The organism is Streptomyces sp. NPDC028711, assembly GCF_055565415.1.
The window spans coordinates 456975-473636 of record NZ_JBVHUJ010000003.1 but is presented as its reverse complement, the minus strand read 5'-3'; the positions used below and the strand labels follow the sequence as shown (position 1 = coordinate 473636).

At 72.7% G+C, this 16662-nt stretch carries 12 protein-coding genes; 9 read left to right on the top strand and 3 right to left on the bottom strand.

The genetic code is table 11. The features are described from left to right. Position 1: 1 nt before the first annotated feature. The 3 genes from ACZ4VK_RS13190 to ACZ4VK_RS13180 all read left to right on the top strand — a co-directional run bounded on the left by ACZ4VK_RS13190 (position 2) and on the right by ACZ4VK_RS13180 (position 1965). On the top strand, positions 2-571 hold the full coding sequence (locus ACZ4VK_RS13190; protein ID WP_468351563.1) for an AAA family ATPase: 570 nt from the start codon (positions 2-4) through the stop codon (positions 569-571). Between the two features lie 8 nt (positions 572-579). Next, positions 580-984: a YunG family protein gene (locus ACZ4VK_RS13185; protein ID WP_468351561.1), complete on the top strand. Its 405-nt coding sequence runs from the start codon at positions 580-582 to the stop codon at positions 982-984. A gap of 444 nt (positions 985-1428) precedes the next feature. Continuing rightward, a complete protein-coding gene (locus ACZ4VK_RS13180) occupies positions 1429-1965 on the top strand; it encodes a dirigent protein (protein WP_468351559.1) in 537 nt (178 codons plus the stop codon). An 85-nt stretch (positions 1966-2050) separates the two neighbouring features. On the opposite strand, the gene ACZ4VK_RS13175 is transcribed toward ACZ4VK_RS13180, so the two are convergent. After that, positions 2051-3832 (bottom strand): serine/threonine-protein kinase, encoded by a 1782-nt coding sequence (locus ACZ4VK_RS13175; protein ID WP_468351557.1) that lies wholly within the window; start codon positions 3830-3832, stop codon positions 2051-2053. A gap of 273 nt (positions 3833-4105) precedes the next feature. On the opposite strand from ACZ4VK_RS13175, the gene ACZ4VK_RS13170 reads away from it, so the two are divergent. The 3 genes from ACZ4VK_RS13170 to ACZ4VK_RS13160 all read left to right on the top strand — a co-directional run bounded on the left by ACZ4VK_RS13170 (position 4106) and on the right by ACZ4VK_RS13160 (position 7403). After that, on the top strand, positions 4106-4516 hold the full coding sequence (locus ACZ4VK_RS13170) for a RidA family protein (RefSeq protein WP_468351555.1): 411 nt from the start codon (positions 4106-4108) through the stop codon (positions 4514-4516). 306 nt (positions 4517-4822) lie between these two features. Beyond that, a complete protein-coding gene (gene rsgA / locus ACZ4VK_RS13165; RefSeq protein ID WP_468352048.1) occupies positions 4823-5941 on the top strand; it encodes a ribosome small subunit-dependent GTPase A in 1119 nt (372 codons plus the stop codon). Between the two features lie 103 nt (positions 5942-6044). Continuing rightward, positions 6045-7403, top strand: coding sequence for a DNA-3-methyladenine glycosylase 2 family protein (locus tag ACZ4VK_RS13160; protein ID WP_468351553.1), 1359 nt, complete (start codon positions 6045-6047; stop codon positions 7401-7403). 166 nt (positions 7404-7569) lie between these two features. Here ACZ4VK_RS13160 and ACZ4VK_RS13155 read toward each other — a convergent pair whose 3' ends face one another. Both ACZ4VK_RS13155 and ACZ4VK_RS13150 read right to left on the bottom strand, forming a co-directional pair. Continuing rightward, complete coding sequence (locus ACZ4VK_RS13155; protein ID WP_468351551.1) at positions 7570-8052, bottom strand: DUF456 domain-containing protein; 483 nt, start codon at positions 8050-8052, stop codon at positions 7570-7572. Between the two features lie 155 nt (positions 8053-8207). Then, the gene (locus tag ACZ4VK_RS13150; RefSeq protein ID WP_468351548.1) at positions 8208-9191 is read right to left on the bottom strand and encodes a helix-turn-helix domain-containing protein; all 984 of its coding nucleotides are present in this window, start codon (positions 9189-9191) and stop codon (positions 8208-8210) included. A gap of 232 nt (positions 9192-9423) precedes the next feature. On the opposite strand from ACZ4VK_RS13150, the gene ACZ4VK_RS13145 reads away from it, so the two are divergent. From ACZ4VK_RS13145 to ACZ4VK_RS13135, 3 genes are all read left to right on the top strand, one after another. Continuing rightward, positions 9424-13185 carry a S8 family peptidase gene (locus ACZ4VK_RS13145; protein ID WP_468351546.1) on the top strand — a complete coding sequence of 1254 codons (3762 nt, stop codon included), beginning with the start codon at positions 9424-9426 and terminating at the stop codon, positions 13183-13185. A gap of 123 nt (positions 13186-13308) precedes the next feature. After that, complete coding sequence (locus tag ACZ4VK_RS13140; protein ID WP_468351544.1) at positions 13309-14862, top strand: protein phosphatase 2C domain-containing protein; 1554 nt, start codon at positions 13309-13311, stop codon at positions 14860-14862. 55 nt (positions 14863-14917) lie between these two features. After that, entirely contained in the window at positions 14918-16660 is a 1743-nt protein-coding gene (locus tag ACZ4VK_RS13135) for a pyruvate dehydrogenase (protein ID WP_468351542.1), read from the top strand. Positions 16661-16662: the final 2 nt, after the last annotated feature.

The window sequence follows — 16662 nt, the reverse complement described above, 5'->3', positions numbered from 1 at the left end:
CATGCCCAGAAGACCGGATTCCGCGGCACCGGAGCCCCGCGGCGCCGAGGCCCCGCCGCGCGGCGGACCGCCCGCGGCGGGCGCCCTCGACATGGCCGTGCTCGTCGGGCTGCAGGCATCCGGAAAGTCCACCTTCTACGGACAGCACCTGGCGGGCCGCTACGCACTGATCAGCAAGGACCTCTTCCCCCGCGCGGCCCGGCGCAAGCAGGAGCGGCAGATGCGTCTGGTGAGGGCCGAGCTCGCCGAGGGCCGGTCCGTGGCCGTCGACAACACCAATCCGTCGCCCGAGGAGTGGCAGCCGCTCGTCGCCGCCGGGCACGCCCACGGGGCGACGGTGACGGCGTACTGGTTCCCGCCGGACATCGCCGGTTCCAAGCGGCGCAACGCCGCACGGGAGGGCCGTGCGCGCGTGCCCGACGTGGGCATCCACGCCACCTTCACCAGGCTCCGCCGACCCGCGCTCGGCGACGGGTTCGACGCCGTGTACGAGGTGCGGTTCGACGGCCGGGGCGGATTCCTGGTCCGCCCGACACCGGCGTCCGGCCGTTGTCAGTGGCCCCCGGCATAATCACCGGCATGACACCGCTGCTTCTCACCGACATCGAACGAGCCGTACGCAGCAGTTGGAGCGCCGAGACGCGCCCGCCCGAGACCCGCGCGCGCTGGACCGAGGACAACCCGGCCCGGGACCAGTGCGGAGTGACCGCCATGGTGCTCCATGACCTGCTGGGAGGCGAGTTGCTCCGGGGCGAGGTCCACGTCGACGGAGAGCGTGTGGACTACCACTGGTGGAACCGCCTGGGCACGGGCATGGAGATCGACCTCACCCGCGAACAGTTCGGCCCGGAGGAGATCGTCACCGAAGGAATCGTGATTCCGCGCCCTCCCGTGACCGAATGGCGCAGACTCCGGCAGGAGTACGAGCTCCTCCGCGACCGCGTCGCGGAGAAGCTCGACCGGCCGGCGCGGGATCCGGGGTAGCGGCCGGGTCCGGTTTCCCCGTGACCGGCCTGGAGCGACCCCTTCGCCCCCTCTGATCGCGGCCGCCGCCATGCGGACGCCGACGACGACGAAGGCACAGCCCGCTCGGGTCAGTCGGATTCGCGTATCCCCGCAGCCAGCTGGCCTGACATTCCGGCGGGCTGCGTTGTCGAACCTTCTGAGGCGAACACGTCGTCCCAGCGAACAGGAGGCCCCTCATGAACACCTTGTACCGGCGACGCCGTTCACCGGCCCGGCGCCCGCTCAGCGCCAGGAGCGGGCGGCTACCGCGTTGACCGCTCCGGATCGTCGGCGCGCAGAAGGTGGTACCCGGCCTCGGCACGGCAAGGCCATCGGATTCCAGAACCGGCTGTGGGGCTCGACGGCGGCCCCTATCGATGGACTGCCGCCATCTCGCGAGGTTCGAAATATGGAGGATCCGCCGTGGTCAGAAGCAGTCTGGGATTCGTCGGCACGCATCAGAAGGAGCGAGGAGAGAGCAATATGAAAGCATCGCGCACCAGATTTCTCGCCGTATCACTGGCCATCGTTCTGGCCGGTGCCTTTGCTGTAAGCAGCGCAGACGCCGATGCCCCCGCAAGGGGCCGAGTCGAGGTCCTCGAACTTGAGGTTCGGAACGATCAGTACGCGGATGTCGACCTCGGCGCGAAAGGGATGAGCCTGGGTGATACGTACGTCTACTCCGGCACCGCGATGAAGGACGGCCGCAGTGTCGGCCGTGGGGGCGGTTCGTGCCAAGTCATTCACATCGATGGTGAAGAACTCACGACGCAATGCTTGATCACGGTGGAGCTCAAGCGTGGCTCTCTGACCATGCAATCGCTCTGGGTGAGCGGAACAAGCTCGCTCGACATGGCCATCACGGGCGGTACGGGCGACTTCCGCCACGCCCGGGGCACCGCTCGCTACTGGGACATCGCAACGCCGAAGGAGAGGGTGCGGGCCGAAATCATACTGTAACGCCTGCTTCGGCCGGCGCGTCGGCAACGGCCCGTCCAGCACCCGGATATGCCCTTCTGGGTGCCGGCGCGGTGCCGGGGGTGTCTCACCCCTCCTTCTGGGGTTCTTCGGCGTTGCGCCAGATCGTGAGGTCGAGGGTGATGTACTTGCTCGGTTCGTTCCCACCCGACACGCCGCGGTACGTCACCACCGCGATGTGGCCGGCGTTGCTCAGCAGGCAGACCTGAGAGCCGTCGCTGAGCTGGTCGAGGGTGATCGTCTCGCTGTAGCGGGTCTCCGAGCGGCAGGTCGCCAGCGAACCCTTCTGCGCGTTGTTCAGCAGCACCAGCCTGCCGTTGCCCGTGCCGATCTCGTCCTTCTCCACCACGTTGGTCGTTCTGGGTTGGAAGTACAGGTCGCCGTCGGTGGCGAAGCCCGGCTCGTCGTCCCCCTTCGGGCGCGGCGGGTTGTCGGCCAGCATCAGGAAGTAGTTCTCGGTCACGTCGATGCCCTTGTACGAGACGGGCTTCGGGTCCGGCCGCTGGCCGCCGGAGGCTCCGCCGGACCCTCCGGCGGCGGGCGACTGGGACGTGCCCTTGGACGGGTCCTTGTCGGGGTCGTTCGGCAGGAGGGAGTTGACGACGGCGAGGCCCACGATCGCGGCCACCACGGCCCCGGCCACGACCAGCCCCCTGCGGCCCCGCTTCGGCGCCGGCGGAGGACCCCAGGGCGACTGCGGCCCGCCGACGACCGGCGGCGGGGTGGCCGGGGCGGACGGGGTGTGAGGCCTGCCCGGCGCGGGCTGGGGAGGCGGGACGTGAGCCCCGCCCGGCGCGGTCTGGGTGGGCGCGTAGGCGGGCCCGAAGCCGGCCGGCGGCATGTGCGGGGAGTGCGCGGTGGGCGTCGGTGCGGCGGGCTGCGGCACGTGCGGGGAGCGTTCGGTGGGCGTCGGTGCGGCGGGCGGCGGAGTGCGGGCGGGCTCGGGGAGCTGCCGGCGCTCGGTGAGGGCTCCGTCCAGGGTCCGCGGCAGCCAGTCCTCGCCCTGCCGCAGCGGATCGGGTGAGAGCGCGTGGCACTGCTCGATGATCTCGGCCAGGGAGGGCCGCCCGGCCGGGTCGCGGCTGAGGCACCGGCCCACCAGCGGCCGCAGCTCGGCGGGCAGCCGGCTGAGGTCGGGATCCTCGTGCACGATCCGGTACAGCACCGCGTGGGTGGGGCCGTCGCCGTAGGCGGACGCCCCCATTCCGGCGAAGGCCGCGATCTGGCCGAGGGCGAAGATGTCGCTGGCCTGCGTGACGGTCCCGGTCGTCGCCTGTTCGGGCGCCATGAAGGCCGGGGTGCCGACGCTGACGCCGGTGCCGGTGAGGGCCGTGCTGTCGGCGGCACGGGCGATGCCGAAGTCGATGACGCGCGGGCCGTCCGTGGCGAGCAGGACGTTGGCGGGTTTCAGGTCGCGGTGCACGATTCCGGCGGCGTGGATGACGTGGAGGGCTTCGGCGACTCCGACCATCAGCAGGAGCACGGTGCGCGGTGGCAGCGCGCCGTGCTCGGCCACCGCGTGCGCGAGCGAGGGCCCGGGGACGTAGGAGGTGGCGAGCCACGGCTGCGGGCCCTCGGTGTCGAAGTCGATGACCGGCGCGGTGTACAGGCCCTGCACCCGTTGGGCCGCGTGCACTTCCTGCTGGAATCGCCGCCGGAACTCGGGGTCTCCGCTGAACTCGGACCGGATCACCTTCAGCGCGACGGGCCGACCTCCGGGCGTGTACGACAGGTACACCTTGCCCATGCCGCCCGCGCCCAGCACCGCCGCCAGGCGGTATCCGCCCACGACGGCCGGGTCGTCTTCCGCCAACGGCTGGAAGGGACTTGCCGAAGGTGTGCCGCTCATGTCGAACCATCCTTGTCGCCGGCTGTTCCCCGACCGGGCCCCTGCCCGTGCCCCGAAGCCGCGGAGAGCGTACCGAAGTCGGCTGTCGGCCAGGCCTTGTCCGGCGGATCAAGGCCGGCGTCAGTCGGTCCTGGCCTGGCGGCCACGACACGGTCCGTTCGATGCCCCACCTGCGGCGCCCGCCCGTCGAGCCGGGCCAGGAAAATGTGTCGAACGCGGAGTCGACCTTTGAGAAGGTCCTGAGTGTCCCGGAACTGCTGCGAAAGGAAGCCCGTGCCGCGCGCTGTCACATTGATTCGCTCTGCCTCCCTGTCCGATGCTGCGGAGTACGCCTACGCCGCCACGGCCCCGGCCGAGTCACGGCTGATCTTCCTGGCCGGAGCGTGTCCTCTCCATGAGGATGGCTCCACGGCGGCGATCGGGGACGTCGCGGGGCAGGCGGCCAGGGCTGTGGAGAACATGCGGACCGCTCTGACGGACTCGGGCGCGTCACTGCACGATGTCATCAGCACCCGTGTTCTCGTCGCCTCTCACCGGCGGGAGGACCTGGTGACGGCGTGGGAGGTGGTCCGGGACGCGTTCGGTGACCACGACGTGCCCAGCACGTTGTTGGGTGTCACCGTGCTCGGCTATGACGGCCAGCTCGTGGAGATCGAAGCCATCGCCGCCGTGCTTGATTCCTGAGCAGAGTTGTCATGGCGGAGAAGCGCCGGAGGTGGGCGAGGTCTCGGATTTAATCGGTGGTGCTGTCCCAGGGGCGGCGCTATGGTGGCGCGTAACCGTTCCTCAGGGGACGGGTGTTGGTTCGTTGAGGAGAAGCAGGAGGTGAGGACATTGATGACTGTCACGGTGACGGGCACTGCCCGCATTCAGGAGTTCATCGTTCCCACCCCCGTGGCCTCCGGCTGACATCCGCATCACTTCCGCGCGCAGAGCGCGCCGCCGGGGCCGCCCTTCGAAGGGTCTCCCTTGTTCAACGCTTCGTTCGACATGTCCTCCTCCGACACGTCGTCCCCTTCTGATGCCCGTTCCCCGCTCACCGCGTACGGCTGGGACTCCGGCTGGGCCAAGGCCTTCGCGTCCTATGCCGCCCAGGGCCTCGTTCCCGGGCGTGTCATCCGCGTCGATCGCGGTCAGTGCGACGTCGCCACCGCCGAAGGGGTCGTCCGTGCCGACACGGCGTTCGTGACGCCGCACGACCCGCTCCGGGTCGTCTGCACCGGCGACTGGGCCGCCGTCGACCCGGAGGGCGTCCGCGACCCCCGGTACGTACGGGCGTGTCTGCCGCGCCGTACGGCCTTCGCGCGGTCCACGTCCTCCAAGCGGTCCGAGGGGCAGATCCTCGCCGCCAACGTGGATCACGCCGTCATCACCGTCTCGCTTGCCGTCGAGCTCGACCTCGGCCGCATCGAACGCTTCCTCGCCCTGGCCTGGGAGTCCGGCGCCCAGCCGACCGTCGTCCTCAGCAAGGCCGACCTCGTGCCCGACCCGGTCGGACTCTCGTACCTCGTCGAGGACGTCGAGACGGTCGCCCCCGGCGTCCAGGTCGTGCCCGTCAGCTCGGCCACCGGAGAGGGCCTCGACGTGCTCGCCGCGGTGGTCGCGGGCGGCACGACCGTGCTGCTCGGCGTCTCCGGCGCCGGGAAGTCGACCCTCGCCAACGCGCTCGTCGGCGAGGACGTCATGACCGTCCAGGCCGCCCGTGACATCGACGGCAAGGGCCGCCACACCACGACCACCCGCAACCTCTTCGTCCTGCCGGGCGGGGGAGTCCTCATCGACACCCCCGGGCTGCGCGGCGTCGGCCTCTGGGACGCCGAGACCGGCGTCGGCCAGGTCTTCTCGGAGATCGAGGAGCTGGCCGGGGGCTGCCGCTTCCAGGACTGCGGCCACGAGTCGGAGCCCGGCTGCGCGGTCGCCGCGGCGATCGAGGAGGGCACGCTGCCGGTGCGCCGCCTCGAGAGCTACCGCAAGCTGCTCCGCGAGAACCAGCGGATCGTCGCCAAGACCGACGCCCGGCTGCGCACCGAGATGCTCAAGACCTGGAAGCGCCGCCACGCGGCGGGCCGGCAGGCCCTGGAGCTGAAGCGCGGGCACAGCGGCCGGTAGGGGCACGCGCCCGGCCGGGGGGACGGCACGACCGTCCCCCCGCCGCAGCGCCGTGTCCGAAAACCGCGAGCCCGGTGCCGTCGGGGGCCCCACACTGGGAGTCATGAGGGACGACGACACCCGCTACGAGGCGGTCAGCAGCAGGGACGCGCGGTTCGACGGAGAGTTCTTCTTCGCCGTCCGCACCACCGGGATCTACTGCCGTCCCAGCTGCCCCGCCGTCACCCCCAAACGGCAGAACGTGGCGTTCTTCCCGACGGCCGCCGCCGCCCAGGGCCACGGCTTCCGCGCCTGCCGCCGCTGCCGGCCGGACGCCGTGCCCGGCTCCGCCGAGTGGAACGTACGGGCGGACGTCGTCGGGCGCGCCATGCGGATGATCGGCGACGGCGTCGTCGACCGCGAGGGTGTACCCGGCCTCGCCGGACGCCTCGGCTACAGCACCCGGCAGGTCCAGCGCCAGCTCACCGCCGAACTCGGCGCCGGGCCCGTCGCGCTCGCCCGCGCCCAGCGGGCCCACACCGCGCGCCTGCTGCTCCAGACCACCGCGCTGCCCGTCACCGAGATCGCCTTCGCGGCCGGCTTCGCCAGCGTCCGCCAGTTCAACGAGACGATCCGTGCCGTCTACGCCCGCACTCCCACCGCCCTGCGCACCGAGGCCGGCAGCGGTGCCGGAGGCCGTACCGCGCTCGCCGCCGGGGTCCCGCTGCGGCTCGCTCACCGTGGGCCCTACGCGGCCGGGGAGGTCTTCGACCTGCTCGCCGCGGAGGCCGTGCCGCGCGTGGAGGAGGTCGTCGGCGCCCCCGGCTCCCGCACCTACCGGCGGACGCTCCGCCTCCCGTACGGCACCGGCGTCGTCTCCGTCGACGAACGCTCGGCCGGACGCTGGCTCGACGCCCGCATCCACCTCACCGAACTGCGCGACCTGACCACCGCCGTGCACCGGCTGCGCCGCCTCTTCGACCTGGACGCCGACCCGTACGCGGTCGCCGAGCGCCTCGGAGCCGCCCCCGGGCTCGCCGCAGAGGTCGCCGCACGGCCGGGCGTGCGCTCCCCGGGAACGGCCGAACCCGAGGAGTTCGCGCTGCGGACGGTCCTCGGCGCCGAGGAGTCCGCCCGGATCGTCGAGCGGTACGGCACCCCCCTGGCCACGGCCTGCGGCACCCTCACCCATGTCTTCCCCGAACCGGCCGCTCTGACCGGCCACCCCGTCGCCGGCCCGCTGGCCCGGGCCCTCGCCGGCGGAGTCGTACGCCTCGACCCCGGAGCCGACCGCGACGAGGCCGAGCGCGCCCTGCTCGCCGTCCCCGGCGTGACCGCCGAGGCCGCCGCCCTGATCCGCATGCGATCCCTCGGCGACCCGGACGTGCCCCCGACGGCCGGCCACCCGGCGGAGGAGTGCCGCCCCTGGCGCTCGTACGCGGCGCGCTACCTCGGCTCGGCCCCCGCGACCCCGGCTCTCTGAGCTCCCCGGGGCTCGCCCCACGGACTCCGGCTCGCTGACTTCTCCGGGGCTCGCCCTTGTGGACTCCGGTTCGCTGACTTCTCCGGGGCTCGCCCTTGTGGACTCCGGCTCGCTGACCTCTCCGGCGGCGGCCCCTGGCCCTCCGGCCCTCCCAGCCTTCCGCGCCTCAGCCCCAGAGCACCGCGCCCGCCCACGCCCCCACGATCAGCAGGCAGGCGAAGAGCTCGACGAGCACGCTCGTCCCGGCCGCCCGCATCACCGTGCGCGTCGCCGCCCTCGCCTGGCCGTGGCCGCCGAGGCGGAGCCGTTCCGCGAGGTAGATCCCGCCGACGAAACCGGGGATCGCGCCGACCACCGGGACCAGGACGAAGCCCACGAGCGCGCCCACCCCGGCGTACGCCACCATCCGGCGCGAGATGCCGACGCCCCGGAACCTGCGCGGTGGCAGTTGCCAGACGACCACCTGCGTGAGGAGCAGCAGACCGGTCGTGGAGGCGAGGAGGATCCAGGCGAGGTCCGTCCGCTCGTGGAGCGACCACCACAGCATCGCCGCCCACACCAGCCACGTCCCCGGTACGCCGGGGGCCAGCACCCCGAACAGACCGAGCAGCATCACCGTCGCGATCATCAGGAGCTGCCACACACCCACGCTGACCAGCGTCCCCCACATTCGGCGTCGGCGCAGGTCGCGGCGGGCATACGGGGGTGCGGAACCGCACGGACGCCGAAAGGGCCGCGCTCAGCCCCACGCCGCCCCGGGCTCGGCGGGTCCCAGCGGCGCGTCGCACCCGGCCCCGCCCTCCCTCACCCCCGCGCCACCCATCCCTTCTCGTACGCGTGCCAGCCCAGCTGCAGCCGGGTCGTCACCCCCGTCAGCTCCATCAGGCCCTTCACCCGCCGCTGCACCGTGCGTAGCCCCAGGTCCAGCTGCTTGGCCACGCTCGCGTCCGTCATCCCCGCGAGCAGCAGCGACAGGATCTCCAGGTCCATGACGTCGGGGCCCGGCGCCTCGTCCTCGGTGATGTGCGCGCTCGCGCCGAGCCGCAGCGGCAGCGCCTCCCGCCACACCGACTCGAATAGGCCCATCAGCGATTCGAGCAGTCCGCTCGCGTGTACGACGATCGCCGCCGGCTCGGCGCCCCGGCCCGTCAGCGGCACCATGGCCAGATTGCCGTCGGCGATCACCAGCTTCGTGGGGACCCGGTCCGCGACCCGGATCCGCTCGTCACGGCTGAGCGCCGCCGAGAGTTCCAGGAGCCCGGACGGGAGCGTGAGCACCTCGCGCTCGATCACCACCCGGTAGCGCACGCCCCGCCCCGCCGCCTGCTCCTCCGCGTCGTTCTCCAGGCCGGAGACCGCGATCGGCTTCCCCGTCACCAGGGCGCAGACCTCCTCCTGCGCGCCCAGCTGGAGCTGGAGGAAGCGGTGGGTGACGGCGCTCGAGCCGGTCACCACCTCCACCAGGTCGTGCACGGCCGCCTCCGTCGCCTCCGCCCGGTACTCCTGGGCGAGCAGCGCAGCCGCCAGCTCCGCCTGCTCCAGTTCATGGCGCTGCTGGGTCAGGAGCGCGCCGAGCGCCACGCCCGGCGGCGCCGCCACCCACCGCCCGGTCCTCGCCGAGGACTGGGCGGCCAGCCCCTGCGACTCAAGCCGGCGCAGCGCCCGCTCGGTGTCCCGCTCGGGCAGCGCGAGCCGGTGCGCGAGGTCGGTCACCTCGGCGGCGCCCAGCGCGACCAGCGCCCGGTACGCGGACTCCTGGCGCTCGTCGAGTCCTATCGCTCCCAGCATGGATGCCCCACCCCTCGCCGTACCTCCGGCGAGGGTCCCGGATCTTTCCAGGACGTTCACCGGAGGCATTCGTTCCGTTGGTGACCTGGCGGGAAACGGCCACGGCGTATTCCCGCCTTCCCCATCATCCCTGTACCGCCCTCACCTCTGCCAATGTGGCGCCACCGCAGCACCAACAGCCTCCGGAGACGGGTGCTTTGCGCCAATTTTCCGGAATCAGATGGGGAGAGCGATGCGCCCGATTTCGCGTACGGCCCTGGGGGCGGCGACCGCCGCCGTCCTGGCCGTCACCGCGGTCGCGCCGTCCACGGCGAACGAGCCGCAGGACGACACGGCCGGCAAGCGACCGCTGGTAGGCAGCGAGGCCTCGGCCCGCGCGGGGGACCGCCCGGCGACGGTGACCCTGGTCACCGGAGACCGGGTCGTCGTCACCCGCGACGCCGAGGGCGCCCCCGCCGCCACGGCCCTGCCCCGCGAGGACGGCACCGTCCCCCTGATCCAGACCCGCCGCTCCGGCCAGGACCTGTACGTCTACCCCGAGGACGCCACCGCGGCGCTCGCCGCCGGACGCGTCGACGAGGAACTCTTCAACGTCACCGGGCTCGTCCGCCAGGGCTACGACGACGCCGCCACCGGCACCCTGCCCCTCATCGCCGTCTACGGCACCGACCTCGCCCGCTCCGTCCCCGCCGCCCCGCGCGGCGCCCGGCGCGGCCAGGTCCTCAGGACCGTCGACGGCGTCGCGCTCACGGCGGAGAAGAAGCAGGCCGCCACCTTCTGGGCCGAACTGAACGCCCCCACCGCACGCTCCGCCTCCGGGATCAAGAAGCTCTGGCTCGACCGCAAGGTCCAGGCCACCCTGGAGAGCTCGACGAAGCAGGTCCACGCCCCCGAGGCCTGGGCCGCCGGATACGACGGCACGGGGACCAAGGTCGCCGTCCTCGACACCGGCGCCGACACCGAGCACCCCGACCTCAAGGGCCGCGTCGCCGCCTCGGAGAACTTCACCGACTCCGACTCGGCCGACGACCGCCAGGGTCACGGCACCCACACCCTCTCCACCGTCGGTGGCTCGGGCGCGGCGAGCGGCGGCAAGAACAAGGGCGTCGCCCCCGGCGCCGAACTCCTCAACGGCAAGGTCCTCAACGACTCCGGCTCCGGCGCCGCCTCCTGGATCATCGCGGGCATGGAGTGGGCCGTCGCCCAGGGCGCCGACGTCGTCTCCATGAGCCTCGGCAGCCCCGTCCCCACCGACTGCACCGACCCGATGAGCGTCGCCGCCGAGGAACTCGCCCGGAGCGAGGGCACGCTGTTCGTCATCGCCGCGGGCAACTCCGGCCCCACCCTCAACACCGTCTCGTCGCCCGGCTGCGCGCCCAGCGTGCTGACCGTCGGCGCCACCGACCGCGACGACTCCACCGCGTGGTTCTCCAGCCGCGGCCCGACGATCGTCCACCACACCCTCAAGCCCGAGATGGCCGCGCCCGGCGTCGCCATCTCCGCCGCCGCGGCCGGCGGCCGGGGCCTCTACGCCTACCGGTCCATGTCCGGTACGTCGATGGCCACCCCGCACGTCGCGGGCGCCGCCGCCATCGTCAGGCAGCGCCACCCCGACTGGACCGCCCAGCAGGTCAAGGCCGCGCTCGTCGCCTCCGCCGACAGCTCCGTCCCCGGCGACGTCCGCGAGGTCGGCGGCGGTCGCCTCGACGTCAAGGCCGCCATCGACCAGACGGTCCTCGGCTCGCCCGCGGTCCAGGGCGGCACGTTCGGCTGGCCGCAGGACAGGACCGACCGCACCACGGTCTCCGTCCCGTACACCAACACCTCCGACGCCCCCGTCACCCTGAACCTGGCCGTCGAGAAGGTCACCGGCAACGACGGCTCCCGCGTCCGGAGCGCGGTCGCCCGCCTCGGCGGGCGCAGCGTCACCGTCCCGGCCGGCGCCACCGTCCGGGTCCCGCTGGCCCTCGACCCCACGGCCCGCCTCGAACGCGCCCAGTACGGCGACGTCACCGGCCGCGTCATCGCCACCGGCCCCGGCGGCGTCCACGTCTCCACCCCGTTCTCGCTGTACGTCGAACCCGAGACCGTCACCCTCCGCGTCAAGCTGATCGACCGTCAGGGCAAGCCGGCCTCCGGCGCCTCCTCCCTCGACGTCATCGGCACCGACGACGCCAGCGGCGAGCGCCGCTTCAACGACGGCGCCGCCGACCAGGTCTACCGTCTGCGCCCCGGCAGCTACTTCCTCTCCTCCTTCGTCACCACGCCCGACGCGGGGGAGGGCGCCACGCTGAACGACTCGCTCAGCTACCTCGGCCGCCCGCAGCTCGAGCTGACGAAGGACACCACCGTCGTCCTCGACGCCCGCCGGGCCCACCGGCTCTCGGTGAAGACCGACAAGGCGTCCGAACTCCGGGGCGCCACCCTCGCGTTCGCCCGCTCCTGGGACGACGTCTGGGCGCACGCCGGCACCGCCGCCGGACCGCGCACCCTCCGCGGCTACTACGCCTCGGTCGAAGGCGCCGCCGACGAGGGCGACTTCGAGTTCGGCAGCTACTGGCGCGCCGCCGCCCCGCAGATCACCTCGCTCCGCACCTCCGGCGGCCTGAACCTGCACCCGCTCACCGCCTCCCTCGGCTCCGACAACCTCGACGGCACCGGCTCCGCCCGGCTCGTCGACGCGGGCACCGGCACCCCGGAGGAGCTGAAGGCCGCCGGCGTCCAGGGCCGTGTCGCCTTCGTCCGACTGCCCGACGACTCCAACGCGGCCGGCACCCTCGCCCGTAACGCCAGGACCGCGGGCGCCGTCGCCGTCGTCACGTACCACTCGGTCCCCGGCCGCTGGTACCCGGCCGGTGGCTTCACCGGTCTCGGCCTTCCGGTCCTCTCCGTCCCGTCCACGGAGGCGACCGCCCTCCTGGGCGAGCTCGCGGCCGGCGAGGTCACCCTCACCTGGCAGGCCACCGCGAAGACCCCGTACCTCTACAACCTCGCGTTCCCCGAGACCGGGGCGGTGCGCGACGACAAGAACTACCGGGTCCGCGACGGACACCTCGGCCGCACCGACTCCACCTACGGCTCGGCCGGCATCACCACCGACTTCACGGACTTCCCCGCCGCCCACCGGCCGAACGGCCTCTCCGTCTCCTTCGGCTCGCTGGAGACCGTCCCGGCGCCCGGCAGCCGCACCGAGTACTACACCGCGGGCGACACCGCCTGGAGCCAGATGGTCAACAGCAGCTTCCCGTTCGGGGAGATCATGATCGGCGCCCGCCACACGTACACACCCGGCGAGCGGCGCACCGAGCGCTGGTACGACGGCGTCATCGCCCCCACCGCCCCGCGCGACACGACCGGGAAGCCGGTCCTCGTCTCCGAGCGCCAGGGCAACCTCATCGGCTTCGCGAACGCGATGTGGGGCGACGGCACCCACCACGCCGAGCCCGGCTCCTTCGGCGACATCGGCAACCTCCGCCTCCGGCGCGACGGAGAGCTCATCGGTGAGAACGCCTGGCCGTTCGGCGTCTTCGAGGTACCGGCCGAAGCCGGGACGTACACGCTCGAACAGAACACCATGAAGATAGGCAGCAAGGTGTGGGCCCGCTCCACATCCGTCAACTCGGTCTGGAAATTCACCTCCAAGCTTGACGAGAGCGTCTATTCTCAGGGCATCCCCATTCTCTTCCCCCGGTACGACCTTCCGGAGGACGGACTCAAGACCCTCGCCGCGCACGACGGCCAGCACATCGGCCTCACCGCGACGGGTCACGCGGGCCACACCCCCGCGGCGCTCACCTCGGCCAGGCTCTCGTACTCCTACGACGGCGGTACGACCTGGACCGAAGCGCGGGTCTCTCAGCAGGGCGGTACGTGGTCCGCGACCGTGAACCACGCGGGCGCGTCCGGCAAGCCCGTCACCCTGAGGACCGAACTGACGGACGCCAACGGCAACTCCGTCACCCAGACCGTGGTCCGCGCCTACGACGTGCGCTGACCACGCCGGTCCGCCGGGCGTCCTTCCCGTGGGGGGTGGGGCCGCCCGGCGGACCACCCATTCGCAGCAACGGTTTTCCTGATGTCCCGTTTTCGGGCGCCGTGCGCGGTGGACAATAAGGGCATGACTCAGCAGGGGGACAGCAACTGGTGGGACAAGCTCTACGACGAGTCGGCGCCGGACACGGCCCCGGCGGTCTCGGGTGACACACTCGACGACCACTTCGCCGCGGCCACCCGCGCGACGACGGCCCCACCGTCACCGGCCGACCCGTCAGCACCACCGACCGACCCGCCACCGGCTCCGGCGGCCGGTCCACCACCACCACCGGCTCCTCCGACCGGCCCGGCTCCGGCGGTCGGCCCGCCACCGCCGCCGCGGCCGATGTCGCCACCTCCACCGAGCCAGGCCCCCACGCCGCCCCGGGCCGCCGAGCCGCTCCCGGTCGCCCCGCCGTCCGCCCCCGTGCCGCCACCCGTGCCCTTCGTGGCGGGCCCGGCGCCCTGGGAGGTGCCCTCGGAGGGGCCCCGGACCTTTCCCGCGCCGCCGCCCCCGGGCGCCCCGCCCGTGGAGGCGGCCACCGCGCGCGTGCCGGCGTCCCCGGAGCCCGACCCCGAGGGGCCGCGGTCCGAGGGCCCGTCCGGTGACGGGCCCGGCCTCACCGTCGAGGTCCCCGTGCCCCGGCCCCGTACCGGATTCGTCGGCAGCCGGCCGCCCACCTACGAGCCCGAGCCGACCGCCCTGCCCGTCGCCCGGCCGGGAGAGCTCGGCGAGCTCGTCTCCGACACCGTCCTCGACGGAGCCCGCTACGGCACCTGCACCGTACGGGCCGCCTCCGTGCGCGGTGACTCCGCCCGCTACCGCGGCGAACCCCGCCGCGACGCCCTGCTCACCGCCCGCTTCGGCCACGACGAGACCGCGCTCGTCCTGGTCGCCGTCGCCGCCGGGTCCCGCGCCGCCGAGGACGCCCACCTCGCCGCCGCCGACGCCTGCCGGTGGATCGCCGAGGCCGTCTGCCGCAGCCACGCCCGGCTCTCCGAGGACATCAGGTCCGGCCGCCGCGGCGACCTCAAGTCAGGACTGCACCGGCTCACCGACCGTACCTACGGCAAGCTCAGGGCCCGCGCCGCCGAACGGGGCCTCGCCCCCGACGAGTACACCGCCACCCTCCGCTGCCTGCTCGTCCCCGCCGACCCCGGCTGCCGCACCCGGGTCTTCTTCGGCATCGGCGGCGGCGGTCTCTTCCGGCTCCGCGACGGCGCCTGGCAGGACATCGAGCCGCTCCTGCCCGAACCGGCCGCCGTCGCCGGCGGCCCCGTCGTCGGCTTCGGCTCGCCGCCTCCGGAGGCCGCCGCCACCGAGACCGAGGAGGGCGACCGGCTCACCATGGACCTCGGCATCACCACCGCTCCCGCCCCCCTCGTCGAGGAACCCGTGCCGCCGCCCGCCGAGCCGTTCCGCTTCCGCGCCTCCGTCGCCCGCCCCGGTGACACCCTGCTCCTCGCCTCACCCGGCCTCGCGGAGCCCATGCGAGGCGAACCCGCGCTCGCCCGCGAGCTCGCCGCCCGCTGGACCGACGCCGAGCCGCCCGGCCTCGCCGAGTTCCTCGCGGACACCCAGCTGCGGGTGACCGGATACGCCGACGACCGTACGGGGGTGGGCGTCTGGGAGGCGTAATCCACCGGGCGCAACCCACCGGGCGCAACCCGCCGGGCCATGTGTTGATGGAGCCATGGCCAAACAGAACGTGGCGGAACAGTTCGTCGACATCCTCGTCCGCGCGGGCGTCCGGCGCCTGTACGGCGTCGTCGGTGACAGCCTCAACCCGGTCGTCGACGCGATCCGCCGTACCCCCGCGATCGACTGGATCCAGGTGCGGCACGAGGAGGTCGCGGCCTTCGCCGCGGGCGCCGAGGCCCAGATCACCGGCGGCCTCGCCGCCTGCGCGGGCTCCTGCGGGCCGGGCAATCTGCACCTCATCAACGGGCTCTACGACGCCCACCGCTCGATGGCCCCCGTCCTGGCCCTCGCCTCGCAGATCCCGTCCAGCGAGATCGGCCTCGGCTACTTCCAGGAGACCCACCCCGATCAGCTGTTCCGGGAGTGCAGCCACTACAGCGAACTCATCTCCAACCCGCAGCAGATGCCCCGGCTGCTCCACACGGCGATCCAGCACGCCGTGGGCCGCCGGGGCGTCAGCGTGGTCTCGCTGCCCGGCGACATCGCCTCCCAGCCGGCGCCGGACAAGGCGTCCGGGACCGCGCTCGTCACCACCCGGCCGACCGTCCGTCCGGGGGACGCCGAGATCGACGCGCTGGTACGGATGATCGACGAGGCGCGCAGGGTGACGCTCTTCTGCGGCAGCGGCACCGCCGGGGCGCACGCAGAGGTGATGCAGTTCGCGGAACGGCTCAAGGCACCGGTCGGCCACGCCCTACGGGGCAAGGAGTGGATCCAGTACGACAATCCGTACGACGTCGGGATGAGCGGCCTCCTCGGCTACGGCGCCGCCTACGAGGCCACCCACGAGTGCGATCTGCTGATCCTGCTCGGCACCGACTTCCCGTACAACGCCTTCCTGCCCGACGACGTGAAGATCGTCCAGGTGGACGTGAGGGCCGAGCACCTCGGCCGCCGCTCCCGGCTCGACCTCGCCGTCTGGGGAGACGTCCGGGAGACCCTCCGCTGTGTGACCCCGCGCGTCCGGGCCAAGACCGACCGCCGCTTCCTCGACAAGATGCTCAAGAAGCACGCCGACGCCCTCGAAGGCGTCGTCAAGGCGTACACCCGCAAGGTCGAGAAGCACGTCCCCATCCACCCCGAGTACGTGGCCTCCGTGATCGACGAACTGGCCGACGGCGACGCCGTGTTCACGGTCGATACGGGGATGTGCAACGTCTGGGCGGCCCGCTACCTCAGTCCCAACGGGCGACGCCGGATCATCGGCTCGTTCAGCCACGGCTCGATGGCGAACGCCCTGCCCCAGGCCATCGGCGCCCAGTTCACCGACCGCGACCGCCAGGTCGTGTCGCTCTCCGGCGACGGCGGATTCTCCATGCTGATGGGCGACTTCCTCACGCTCGTGCAGTACGACCTGCCGGTGAAGGTGATCGTCTTCAACAACTCCTCGCTCGGCATGGTCGAACTGGAGATGCTGGTCGCCGGGCTGCCCTCGTTCGGAACCACGAACAAGAACCCGGACTTCGCGGCGATCGCCCGCGCCGCCGGCGCCTACGGAGTCCGCGTCGAGAAGCCCAAGCAGCTGACGAACGCCCTCAAGGACGCCTTCAAGCACAAGGGTCCGGCCCTCGTCGACGTCGTCACCGACCCCAACGCGCTGTCCATCCCCCCGAAGATCAGCGCCGACATGGTGACCGGCTTCGCCCTCTCCGCCAGCAAGATCGTCCTCGACGGGGGAGTCGGCCGGATGCTGCAGATGGCACGCTCCAACCTGCGCAACGTGCCTCGACCCTGAGG

Excerpts from the sequence above, each read along its gene's own strand:
- ACZ4VK_RS13190 (WP_468351563.1), top strand. The coding sequence starts at position 2 with ATGCCCAGAAGACCGGATTCCGCGGCACCGGAGCCCCGCGGCGCCGAG.
- ACZ4VK_RS13185 (WP_468351561.1), top strand. The coding sequence starts at position 580 with ATGACACCGCTGCTTCTCACCGACATCGAACGAGCCGTACGCAGCAGT.
- ACZ4VK_RS13175 (WP_468351557.1), bottom strand. The coding sequence starts at position 3,832 with ATGAGCGGCACACCTTCGGCAAGTCCCTTCCAGCCGTTGGCGGAAGAC.
- rsgA (WP_468352048.1), top strand. The coding sequence starts at position 4,823 with ATGTCCTCCTCCGACACGTCGTCCCCTTCTGATGCCCGTTCCCCGCTC.
- ACZ4VK_RS13160 (WP_468351553.1), top strand. The coding sequence starts at position 6,045 with ATGAGGGACGACGACACCCGCTACGAGGCGGTCAGCAGCAGGGACGCG.
- ACZ4VK_RS13150 (WP_468351548.1), bottom strand. The coding sequence starts at position 9,191 with ATGCTGGGAGCGATAGGACTCGACGAGCGCCAGGAGTCCGCGTACCGG.
- ACZ4VK_RS13145 (WP_468351546.1), top strand. The coding sequence starts at position 9,424 with ATGCGCCCGATTTCGCGTACGGCCCTGGGGGCGGCGACCGCCGCCGTC.
- ACZ4VK_RS13140 (WP_468351544.1), top strand. The coding sequence starts at position 13,309 with ATGACTCAGCAGGGGGACAGCAACTGGTGGGACAAGCTCTACGACGAG.
- ACZ4VK_RS13135 (WP_468351542.1), top strand. The coding sequence starts at position 14,918 with ATGGCCAAACAGAACGTGGCGGAACAGTTCGTCGACATCCTCGTCCGC.